The 10,182-nt window shown below is 69.0% G+C and carries 8 protein-coding genes; all 8 read right to left on the reverse strand.

Annotated elements, in window-relative coordinates; all coding sequences use genetic code 11:
* Position 1 precedes the first annotated feature (1 nt).
* Positions 2-1,687: a UDP-N-acetylmuramoyl-L-alanine--D-glutamate ligase gene (murD, locus tag ACG02S_RS20805; protein ID WP_394472399.1), complete on the reverse strand. Its 1,686-nt coding sequence runs from the start codon at positions 1,685-1,687 to the stop codon at positions 2-4.
* A gap of 4 nt (positions 1,688-1,691) precedes the next feature.
* Positions 1,692-2,870 carry a phospho-N-acetylmuramoyl-pentapeptide-transferase gene (gene mraY, locus ACG02S_RS20810; RefSeq protein WP_394472401.1) on the reverse strand — a complete coding sequence of 393 codons (1,179 nt, stop codon included), beginning with the start codon at positions 2,868-2,870 and terminating at the stop codon, positions 1,692-1,694.
* Positions 2,860-4,245 (reverse strand): UDP-N-acetylmuramoyl-tripeptide--D-alanyl-D-alanine ligase, encoded by a 1,386-nt coding sequence (locus ACG02S_RS20815; protein ID WP_394472402.1) that lies wholly within the window; start codon positions 4,243-4,245, stop codon positions 2,860-2,862. The genes mraY and ACG02S_RS20815 overlap by 11 nt, the downstream gene beginning before the upstream one ends.
* Positions 4,242-5,708 carry a UDP-N-acetylmuramoyl-L-alanyl-D-glutamate--2,6-diaminopimelate ligase gene (locus ACG02S_RS20820; protein WP_394472403.1) on the reverse strand — a complete coding sequence of 489 codons (1,467 nt, stop codon included), beginning with the start codon at positions 5,706-5,708 and terminating at the stop codon, positions 4,242-4,244. The genes ACG02S_RS20815 and ACG02S_RS20820 overlap by 4 nt, the downstream gene beginning before the upstream one ends.
* Before the next feature lie 2 nt (positions 5,709-5,710).
* Complete coding sequence (locus tag ACG02S_RS20825; protein ID WP_394472404.1) at positions 5,711-7,498, reverse strand: peptidoglycan D,D-transpeptidase FtsI family protein; 1,788 nt, start codon at positions 7,496-7,498, stop codon at positions 5,711-5,713.
* Positions 7,499-7,571: 73 nt separating this feature from the next.
* Complete coding sequence (ftsL, locus tag ACG02S_RS20830; protein ID WP_394472405.1) at positions 7,572-7,835, reverse strand: cell division protein FtsL; 264 nt, start codon at positions 7,833-7,835, stop codon at positions 7,572-7,574.
* Between the two features lie 4 nt (positions 7,836-7,839).
* On the reverse strand, positions 7,840-8,793 hold the full coding sequence (gene rsmH, locus ACG02S_RS20835; RefSeq protein ID WP_394472406.1) for a 16S rRNA (cytosine(1402)-N(4))-methyltransferase RsmH: 954 nt from the start codon (positions 8,791-8,793) through the stop codon (positions 7,840-7,842).
* Entirely contained in the window at positions 8,793-9,224 is a 432-nt protein-coding gene (mraZ, locus tag ACG02S_RS20840) for a division/cell wall cluster transcriptional repressor MraZ (RefSeq protein WP_394472416.1), read from the reverse strand. The genes rsmH and mraZ overlap by 1 nt, the downstream gene beginning before the upstream one ends.
* Between the last annotated feature and the right edge of the window lie 958 nt (positions 9,225-10,182).

Below are 10,182 nucleotides of genomic sequence, written 5' to 3' on the forward strand. Positions count from 1 at the left end.
TTCACAGGGCCACTCCCCGGTCGTCGGCCAGCTGCTGCACCGCGGCCACGAAGACCTCGGCGCGGTGGGCGTAGTTCTTGAACATGTCCAGGCTGGCGCAGGCAGGCGACAGCAGCACGCTGTCGCCGGATTGCGCTTGCGCCAGGCACCAGGCCGTGGCTGCTTCCAGCGTGTCGTGACGCAGCAGGGGCACACCGGTGCCGACCAGTGCGGCCTCGATCTGCGGCCCGTCGCGGCCGATCAGTGCGACGGCGCGGGCATGGCGCGCAACGCCCTCGGCCAGCGGCGCGAAGTCCTGGCCCTTGCCATCGCCGCCGAGGATCAGCACCAGCTTCGCCGGTGCACGGTCCGCGCCCAGGCCGGAAATCGCGGCGACGGTGGCGCCGACGTTGGTGCCCTTGCTGTCGTCGAAGAACTCGACGCCGTCAATGCTGCCGACCGGCTCCACCCGGTGCGGCTCGCCGCGGTACTCGCGCAGGCCGTGCAGCATCGGCGCCAGCTCGCAGCCAGCGGCGCACGCCAACGCCAGCGCGGCCAGCGCGTTGGCTGCGTTGTGGCGGCCGCGCACGCGCAGCGCATCGGCAGGCATCAGGCGCTGGATGAGCAGCGGCTCGTCCTCGTCGCCCTTCTTGCGCTTGATCGTCGGGTCCAGCTCGCGGGCGCGCACCAGCCAGGCCAGGCCGCCCTCGTCCACCAGGCCGAAGTCGCCCGGCGCGGTCGGCAGGTTCAGGCCGAAGCGCACGACTTGGCGCGACACCGTGCGGCCAGGCTTGCCGCGCGAGCCCTTCACGAACACCGGCTGCGGCACCAGGCCCTCGACCTCGGCGTCGTCGCGGTTGGCGACGATGACGCCCTCGCGGCCGAAGACGCGCGCCTTGGCGCGGCCATAAGCCGCCATGTCGCCATGCCAGTCCAGGTGATCCTGCGTCAGGTTCAGCACAGCACCGGCGGTGGGCTCGAAACCGGCCGCACCTTCGAGCTGGAAGCTGGACAGCTCCAGCACCCAGACCTCGGGCAGCGTCTGGAACACCGGGCCGCGCGGCAGCGGCGGTTCTATGGGCAGCGGCGTTTCCTCGTCGGGCAGCACCGATGCCTCGGCAGCGGCGGCTTCTTCTTCAACAGACACGTCCTCGATCTCGGCCGCGATCACCTCGGCGAGCGTCTCGGCCGGCGCCGGGTCGGGCTCCTGGGCCAGCGCTGCGGTCAGCGTGTCCAGCAGCGTCGGCCCGATGTTGCCGGCGATGGCCACGCGCTTGCCCGCACGCTCGACCAGCAGGCCGGTCATGCAGGTCGTCGTGGTCTTGCCGTTGGTGCCGGTGATGGCCAGCACTGCGGGCGCATAGCCGTGCTGCGCCTTCAACGCGGCCAGCGCGTCGGCAAACAGGTCCAGCTCGCCGCGCACCGCAGGGCCGTGTTCGTAGATCGCCTTCAAGCGTGTGTCCAGCGGCGACAGGCCGGGGCTTTTCAGCACGGCGTTGAACCCGCTCACCACGTCGGCCGGCAGCACGCCGGTGATGAACGCCGCCGTGTCGCCCAACGCGCCCCGCTGCGGCGGCTGTTCGCGCGAATCCCACACCGTGACCTGCGCACCGAAGCCCGCGCACCAGCGGGCCATCGCGAGACCGGAGTCCCCGAGGCCCAGCACGAGCACGCGCTGTCCGTTGAGTTGCGGCAGGTCCAGCTTCATGCGGTCACCGCAGCTTCAGGCTGGCCAGGCCGATCAGGCACAGCAGCATCGTGATGATCCAGAAGCGGATGACGACCTGCGTCTCGTTCCAGCCGCTCTTCTCGAAGTGGTGGTGCAGCGGCGCCATCTTGAAGATGCGCCGCCCGGTGCCGAACTTCTTCTTCGTGAACTTGAACCAGCTGACCTGGATCATCACGCTCAGCACCTCGGCCACGAAGATGCCGCCCATGATGCCCAGCACGATTTCCTGACGCGTGATGACCGCCAGCGTGCCCAGGCCGCCACCCAGCGCCAGCGCGCCGACGTCACCCATGAACACCTGCGCCGGATGCGCGTTGAACCACAGGAAGGCCAGGCCGGCACCGGCCATGGCGGCGCAGAAGATCAGCAGCTCGCCCGCGCCCGGGATGTAGGGCAGCAGCAGGTACTTGGAGAACACTGACGAGCCGGTCAGGTAGGCAAACAGGCCCAGCGCCGAGCCCACCAGCACCACCGGCATGATGGCCAGGCCGTCCAGCCCGTCGGTGAAGTTGACCGCGTTGCTGGTGCCGACGATGACGAAGTACGACAGGCCGACGAAGCCCCACACGCCCAGCGGCATGCTGATGGTCTTGAAGAACGGGATCAGCAGGTCGGCCTTGGGTGGCAGTTCGGTGGAGAAGCCGCTGGCAACCCAGCGGTAGAACAACTCGACGACCCCCAGGAACGACGTCTCGGACACGCTGAACGCCAGGTACAGCGCGGCCACCAGGCCGATCAGCGACTGCCAGAAGAACTTCTCGCGGCTGCGCATGCCTTCGGGGTTCTTGTCGACGACCTTGCGCCAGTCGTCCACCCAGCCCACGGCACCGAAACCCATGGTGACCAGCATGACGACCCACACGAAGCGGTTGCTCCAGTCGAACCACAGCAGCGTGGACACACCGATGCCGATCAGGATCAGCACGCCGCCCATCGTGGGCGTGCCGCTCTTGGCCAGGTGGGCCTGTACGCCGTAGGCACGCACCGGCTGGCCGATCTTCATGGCGGTCAGGCTGCGGATGACCCAGGGGCCGAAGGCCAGGCCGATCAGCAGCGCCGTCATCGCGGCCATCACGGCGCGGAAGGTGATGTACTGGAAGATGCGCAGGAAGCCCAGGTCGGGATAGAGGCCCTGCAGCCATTGGGCAAGACTAAGCAGCATCGGGTGCTCCAGTGGTGGTCGCCTGCAGGGCTGCGACCACCTGTTCCATCTTCATGAAGCGCGAGCCCTTGACCAAGGTCTGGGCCGCGTCGGGTTGTTCTTTCAACGCGGCGACAAGCGCTGCGGTGTCGTCGAAGGCGCGGGCGGCGGGGCCGTAGGCGGCGGCGGCATCGCGCGCCGCGGCGCCGGCCGTCCACAGGTGGGCGATGCCCAGCTCGGCCGCGTAGGCGCCCACCTCGCGGTGGAAGGCCGGCCCTTGGTCGCCCACCTCGCCCATGTCGCCCAGGATGAGCCAGCCGCTGCCGGGCAGCGAGGCCAGCATGGCGATGGCGGCACGCACGCTGTCGGGGTTGGCGTTGTAGCTGTCGTCGATCAGCGGGCGGCCGCGCGCGTCGCGCTTGAGCTCGCTACGGCCCTTGACGGCGCGAAACGCTTCCAGCCCCTGCTGGATGGCCGACAGCGGCGCGCCTGCGGCCAGCGCCGAGGCGGCGGCGGCGAGCGCGTTGCGCACGTTGTGCTCGCCGGCCATGTGCAGCGCCACCGGCGCGGTGCCGGCCGGCGAGTGCAGTTCCAGCGCCCAGTGGCCGCCCTGCCACTGCGCGCTGCCGGTCACGTCGGCTTCGCCGTGCAGCGCGAAGGTCAGGTGCGGTCGCGCACCGGCCATCTCGAACCACACCGGCGCGCACGCGTCGTCGGCCGGGAAGACCGCGCAGCCGCTGGGCGCCAGCGCTTCGAGCACCGCGCCGTTCTCGCGCGCCACCGCCTCGACCGTGGCCATGAACTCCTGGTGCTCGCGCTGCGCGTTGTTGACCAGCGCGACCGTGGGCGCGGTCATCGCGGCCAGCGGCGCGATCTCGCCAGGATGGTTCATGCCCAGCTCGATGACCGCCGCGCGGTGGCTCAGCGCGTCGTCATGGCGCAGCCGCAAGAGTGTGAGCGGCACTCCGATGTCGTTGTTGTAGTTGCCCTGCGTGGACAGCGCATCGTCGCCCACCCACGCGCGCAGGATGCTGGCGATCATCTGCGTCGTCGTCGTCTTGCCGTTGCTGCCGGTGACGGCGATGACGGGCAGCTGCTGCTGGCGGCGCCAAGCGGCGGCCAACTTGCCCAGCGCGGCTTTCGCGTCCGGCACCAGAAGGCCGGGCATCGCGCCCAGGTTGCGCTCGGCCAGCGCGGCGACGGCGCCGGCCTGCTGCGCCTGGGCGATGAAGTCGTTGGCGTCGAAACGCTCACCGCGCAGCGCGACGAACAGGTCACCGGGCTGCAGCGTGCGCGTGTCGCTGTGCACGCGGGCAAAGCCCGTCGCACCATCGCCGACCAGCATCGAACCCGGCAGCAGCGCCTGGGCTTCGGCCAGAGTCAGGAAGAAGCTCACAGGCCCGCCCTTTCCAGCAGCGCCGCGCGCGCTTCGGCCACGTCCGAGAACGTGCGGCGCACACCATTCACTTCCTGATAGTCCTCGTGACCCTTGCCAGCCACCAGCACGATGTCGCGCGGGCCGGCCTCGGCGATGGCAGCGCGGATGGCCTCCTCGCGGGCCTCGATGATGGTGGCGCGCGGCGCACCGACCGTGATGTCGGCAAGGATCTGCGCCGGCGTCTCGGTGCGGGGGTTGTCGGTCGTCACGACGACGCGGCCGGCCAGCCGCGCGGCGATGGCGCCCATCTGCGGGCGCTTGCTGCGGTCGCGGTCGCCGCCGCAGCCGAAAACGCACACCAGCTCGCCGCCACGGGCGCTCGCCAGCCCCTGCAGCGCCGACAGCGCCTTGTCCAGCGCGTCGGGCGTGTGCGCGTAGTCGACCACCACCTGCGGCAACTCGCGGCCATTGCCCACACGCTGCATGCGGCCAGGCACCGGCGTCACGCGGGCCAGCGCGCGGGCCACGTCTGGCAGCGCATGGCCTTGCGCGCGCAGCGCACCGGCCACGCCCAGCAGGTTGGCGGCGTTGTAGTCGCCGATGAGGCCGGTCTGCACGGCGATCGACGCATCGCCCTCGTGCAGCGTGAAGGCCAGGCCCTCGCGCGTGTAGTGCAGGCCGCGCGCGGTCAGACGCGCGTCCGTCCGCTCGACACCAGTGGTCCACACGTCCAGCGCCGTCAACTCGGCCGCAAGGGCGTCACCCTTGGCGTCGTCCAGGTTCACAACCGCGGCGCGCAGGCCGGGGAAGTTGAACAGCGCGCGCTTGGCCACCCAGTAGGCGTCCATGCCGCCGTGGTAGTCCAGGTGGTCCTGCGTGAAGTTGGTGAAAACGGCCACGCGCACCAGGGTGCCGGCCAGCCTGCCCTCGTTGAGACCGATGCTGCTGGCCTCGATGGCGCAAGCCGCGAAGCGCTGCTGCCGCATGCTCGCGAACGCGGCCTGCAGCAGCACAGGGTCAGGCGTGGTCAGGCCGTTGTAGTCCAGCTTGGGCGGCTCGCCGATGCCCAGCGTGCCGACGACGCCACAGCGCTGGTTCAGCGCGGCCAGCGCCTGCGCGATCCACCAGGCCGAAGACGTCTTGCCGTTGGTGCCGGTGACAGCGATGACTTCCAGCGTGTTGGTGGGCTGGCCGAAGAAGGTCGCGGCGATCTCGCCGGTGCGGCCCTTGAGCCCCGGCAGCGACGCGACGCGGGCGTCCGTGAAGCCGAAGCGCTCGACGCCGTCGTCCTCCACCAGGCAGGTGGCAGCCCCCGCCGCCAGCGCTGCGGCCACGTACTCGCGCCCGTCCCGCGCATAGCCAGGCCAGGCAATGAAGGCGTCGCCGGGCTGCACCTGTCGGCTGTCGGTGCGCAGCGTGCCGGTGCACCACTCGGCCAGCCAGCGGGCCGCGGCGTCGGGGGACTTGAGGCGGGTCAGCATGCTCAGAAGCTCTCTTCCACGGGCGCGGCCTTCTGGTTGGCGACGATCTGGCTCTTCACGTCCAGATCGGGCTGCACGCCCAGCAGGCGCAACGTCTGCGCGGTGACCTGGCTGAACACCGGGCCGGCCACGGCGCCGCCGTAATAGACGCCCGTGCTGGGCTCGTCGACCATGACGGCCACGACGATGCGGGGGTTGTTGATGGGCGCGACGCCGACGAACCAGGACCGGTACTTGTTCGTGTAGCCGCGACCTTCCTGCTTGTGCGCCGTGCCGCTCTTGCCGCCCACGCTGTAGCCGGGCACCTGGGCCAAGCGCGCCGTGCCGGCAGGGCCGGCAGCGTCCTGCAGCATGCGGCGCACGTCGCGCGCGACCTCGGGGCTGAACACGCGGATGCCGGCGACGGGATGGTCGTGCGGCTGGCGCAGCATGCTGACCGGGATGATCTCGCCGTCGCGTGCAAACACCGTGTACGCGCGCGCCAGCTGGAACAGCGACGCCGACAGGCCGTAGCCGTAACTCATCGTCGCCTGCTCGATAGGCCGCCAGGTCTTGTAGGGGCGCAGCTTGCCGGACACCGCACCGGGGAAGCTGATCTGCGGACGCTGGCCCAGGCCGATGGCCGTGAACATCTCGTGCATCTCGCGCGCCGGCATCTGCATGGCCAGCTTGGTCGTGCCGATGTTGCTGGACATCTGGATGACCTCGTGCACCGTGATGACGCCGTGCGCCTTGGTGTCGCTGATGACGGCGCCGTGGAAGGGGTAGCGGCCGTTGCCGGTGTCCACCAGCGTGTCGGGGCGCACGCGGTGCGTCTCCATCGCCAGGCCGGCGATGAAGGGCTTCATCGTCGAGCCGGGCTCGAACACGTCGGTCAGCGCGCGGTTGCGCAGCTGCTCGCCGGACAGGTTCTGGCGGTTGCCAGGGTCGTAGCTGGGGAAGTTGGACAGCGCCAGGACCTCGCCGCTCTGCACGTCCAGCACCACCACCGAGCCGGCCTTGGCCTTGTGCGCGGCGACCGCGTCACGGATGCGCTGGTAGGCGAAGAACTGCACTTTGGAGTCGACCGACAGGTCCACGTCGCGGCCGTTGGCGGCGGGCACGATGTCGCCGATGTCCTCCACGACGCGGCCCAGCCGGTCGCGCACGACGGAGCGCGAGCCGTCGCGGCCCTGCAGCTCCTTCTGGAACGCCAGCTCGATGCCTTCCTGGCCGCGGTCCTCCACGTTGGTGAAGCCGACGACGTGCGCCGCCGCCTCGCCCTCGGGGTACTTGCGGCGGTACTCGCGATCCTGGAACACACCCTTGAGCTTCAGCGCCTTGACCCTGGCCGCCGTGTCGTCGTCGGACAGCCGCTTGAGCCAGACGAAGCGGGCCTCGGGGTTGAGCTTGGCCGTCAGCTCCTTGTTCGACAGGCCAAGCGCCTGGGCCAGTTGGCGGCGCTTGTCCGGATCGGCGTCGACTTCCTTGGGGATGGCCCAGATCGACGGCACGGCGACGCTGGCCGCCAGCACCTGGCCGCTGCGGTCGTTGATGCGACCGCGGCTGGCCGGCAGCTCCAGCGTGTGCGCATAGCGCGCCTCGCCCTGCTTCTGGAAGAAGTCGGCATGCAGCACCTGCACGTAGACCGCCCGCCCCAGCAGCCCCGCGAACGCGAGGCCCACCAGCGCGACGACGAAGCGCGACCGCCACGGCGGCGTCTTGGACGCCAGCAGCGGGCTGGTGGAATAGCTGACGCCCCGCCCCGAGCCGAGCAGGCGCGCGCCGGACTTGGGCGGCTTGTCGCTCATGCGTGCACCCTTCGCGCGGCGCGCTGCCCCGCCCGGCGGGAGCGAGCTTGTTTGGGGCAGCCCGGCACGGCGCTCATGGGCTGACTCCCGACGCAACCACGGCCGGCGAGATCAGCTGCATGCCCAGGCGCTCGCGCGCGACTTGCTCCACCCGCAGGTTGGTTGCCTGCGCATGGCGCTCGGCCTTCAGCCGTTCCTCGTCGGCAGCCAGACGCTGGCCTTCGGCCTTGGCACGCTCGCGCTCTGTGAACAGGCGGCGCGACTCGTAGGCGTTGTGCACCAGCACCAGGCCACTGGCCAGCACCGCCAGGATGAGCAGGAAGTTGATCTTGATCACGCCGCTAGTCCTTCAGCGGCGCATCGGTGCGCTCGGCGACACGCAGCACGGCCGAGCGGGAACGCGGATTGGCACGCACCTCGGTTTCGCTCGGCTTCACGCGTCCCAGCGCCATCAGCGCCAGCGGCGGCGGCGGCGCGAACGGCGCACGGCGGTCCACCTCGGCCTTGCTGTGCTGGCCGATGAAGGTCTTCACGATGCGGTCTTCCAGCGAATGGAAGCTGATCACCGACAGCCGACCGCCGGGCGCCAGCAGCCGCAGCGCCGACTTCAGCCCTTGCTCCAGCTGGGCCAATTCGCCATTGACATGAATCCGAAGGGCTTGAAAGGTCCGCGTGGCGGGGTCCTGCCCGGCTTCACGGGTCTTGACCGCGCGAGCCACGAGTTCGCGCAGCTCGTCGGTGCGCGTGAGCGGCGCACCGGCTTCTCGGCGAGCAACAAGCGCCTTTGCAATCTGGCCAGCAAACCGTTCTTCGCCATAGTCTCGAATCACCCGTGCGATCTCGCGCTCTTCGGCCCGCGCAAGGAAGTCAGCCGCGCTGGCACCGCGCGTGGTGTCCATGCGCATGTCCAGCGGCCCGTCGAAGCGGAAGCTGAAGCCGCGCTCCGGGTTGTCGATCTGCGGACTGGACACGCCCAGGTCCAGCAGCACACCATCCACCTGATGCACACCCAGCTCTGCCAGCGCATCGGCCATGTCGGCGAAACCGCTGTGCACGATGGAGAAGCGCGGGTCGGCGATGGCCGCCGCTGCGGCGATGGCCTCCGGATCGCGGTCGATACCGATCAACCGGCCTTGCGGCGCCAGCTTGCTCAACAGCAGCCGCGAATGCCCGCCACGGCCGAAGGTGCCGTCCACGTAAATGCCGTCTGGGCGCGCCAGCACGCCTTCCACCGCCTCGTCCAGCAGCACGGTGGTGTGGCGGAACGTGGCGCTCTCGTTCACGTCGGCGCCCATCAGAAGCTGAAATCCTTGAGCGCGTCCGGCAGCGGGCCGGCCATCACCTCGGCCTCGTGGGCGGCATGCACCTTCTTGTCCCACAGCTCGAAGTGGCTGCCCATGCCCAGCAGCACCACGTCCTTGTCCAGGCCGGCGCTCTCGCGCAGTTCGGGAGAGATCAGCACGCGCGACGCCGAGTCGATCTCGACATCCATGGCATTGCCCAGGAACACCCGCTTCCAGCCGGCTGCCGACATGGGCAGCGCGGCGACCTTGTCGCGGAAGGTCTCCCAGGTCGGGCGCGGGAACAGCATCAGACAGCCGTCAGGGTGCTTGGTAACGGTGAGCCGCCCCTCGCTGATCAGCTGCAGCACCTCTCGATGGCGAGCGGGAACGCTCAGGCGCCCCTTGGCGTCCAGCGCCAAGTTGGAGGCTCCCTGAAAGACGATTTCCGACACTTATCACCACCAAAAGACACTTTCTCCCACTTTAAGGGTCGGACCCCACCGGGTCAAGGTTCGGCACAAGTTTTTTCAATGAAATCAAGCACTTAGGGAGCACTGTTCACAAATACAGCACGATCAAAAATATCGTTTATAAATAAGGACTTGCCGCCATTTTGCGAAGCTTCGCTTGAAGTTCAGGACGCATCGCGGCCATCCGCCTCAAGGCTTGTGGGGAAGGGAACTTCGCCCGCGAAGACGGGAACCATCCCGCGAAATGGGAACTTCGCCCGCGAAAGAGCTCCCAGCCGGCTTCGCTGGTCAACAAGCAGAGAACTTCTGCCGCGAAATGAGAAGTTCGCTCGCGAAATGGCGCGAGCGTAGGCGTTAGGGAACGCTACAGCGCCTGGCTGCTCGGCCCGGCGGTTGTGGGGGACCTGTGCGGCGCCAGGTGGTTGGCTTGTCAATGGGCAGTCGCATCGACACCTGCCTGGTCCAACTTGGACCGCTCCCGGGCAGCATGAGACGGATGTTCGGCCAAAGCTGACGCCCCTCGCGGCCCGGATCTCAAATGCCACCGCTGGGCAGAGTGGTGGCTAGTACCCGCAATGCGTTCAGACGCACGACTCTCAAAGTTTTCCGAAACCGACTGCCAGCCTGAACCGCCTGAAATGGGTAGCTGTTGGGTGCCATGTGATCATGTTCCCGTTCGCAGCTGGGCCTTGTTCAAAGCCAGGGACGTGCTGCGAGAGTTGATCCGAACCCTCAAGGCCGAGCAGTCGGTCGTCAAAGTCGCATGAGCCGAGTCCACGCCCGAGCCCGCACCACCCCTCTGACCCGCACAGAGATTCGAGAGTCCGAATCCAGCCTGGCAGACCTGGCCGAGCGCTACAACATCAGCCGCCAAACGGCCAGGAAGTGGAGGAACCGGGAGGACGTGCAGGACCGCTCGCACCGCCCGCAC

This window comes from Pelomonas dachongensis, from assembly GCF_043555865.1.
In the GTDB taxonomy this organism is placed as follows: Bacteria; Pseudomonadota; Gammaproteobacteria; order Burkholderiales; family Burkholderiaceae_C; genus Pelomonas; species Pelomonas dachongensis.

Bases quoted from the DNA above. Each gene is read 5' to 3' on its own strand.
- murD (WP_394472399.1), bottom strand. From the start codon at position 1,687: ATGAAGCTGGACCTGCCGCAACTCAACGGACAGCGCGTGCTCGTGCTG.
- mraY (WP_394472401.1), bottom strand. From the start codon at position 2,870: ATGCTGCTTAGTCTTGCCCAATGGCTGCAGGGCCTCTATCCCGACCTG.
- ACG02S_RS20820 (WP_394472403.1), bottom strand. From the start codon at position 5,708: ATGCTGACCCGCCTCAAGTCCCCCGACGCCGCGGCCCGCTGGCTGGCC.
- ACG02S_RS20825 (WP_394472404.1), bottom strand. From the start codon at position 7,498: ATGAGCGACAAGCCGCCCAAGTCCGGCGCGCGCCTGCTCGGCTCGGGG.
- rsmH (WP_394472406.1), bottom strand. From the start codon at position 8,793: ATGGGCGCCGACGTGAACGAGAGCGCCACGTTCCGCCACACCACCGTG.